Annotated in this window: 1 protein-coding gene; it reads right to left on the reverse strand. The window is 64.5% G+C overall.

The window, feature by feature from the left end:
• Positions 1-516 (reverse strand): VCBS domain-containing protein (locus tag AC1RR3_RS38530; RefSeq protein WP_492830543.1); only part of this gene is annotated, 516 nt, incomplete at both ends.

The following is a 516-nucleotide window of genomic DNA, read 5'->3' on the forward strand; positions in this document are numbered from 1 at the left end:
CGTCGAAGCCGGGCAGGCTTGCGCTCGACGTCGACGACTTGAACACGGCGCTTGCCGTATGAGTGTCGATCAGGTCGAGATCCTGGATCGCGAGCGTGCCGTCGACCGATAGCGTCGCACTGGCATCCTCGGTCACCACACCGGCGGCGGCCGCAGCGTCGCTGGTGATGGTCGGCGCATCGTTCGCGCCGTTGACGGTGACCGTGACGTCCTGGGTGACCGTCGCGCCGTGGTCGTCAGTGAAGGTGACGGTGTAGACTTGGGTGATGTACTGGCCTTCGGCCAGCGATTGCACCACCGGATTGCTGTTGTCGAGGCTGAAATGCCAGCCCAGCGTCGCGCCGTTGTCGGTATCCGTGTTGAACTCGGCCACCGACGAATCGATCGTGAACGTCCCGAGCGAGGTGCCGGCGTCGAAGCCGGGCAGGCTTGCGCTCGACGTCGACGACTTGAACACGGCGCTTGCCGTATGAGTGTCGATCAGGTCGAGATCCTGGATCGCGAGCGTGCCGTCGA

Source organism: Bradyrhizobium sp. GW821-FHT13H05 (genome assembly GCF_058804065.1).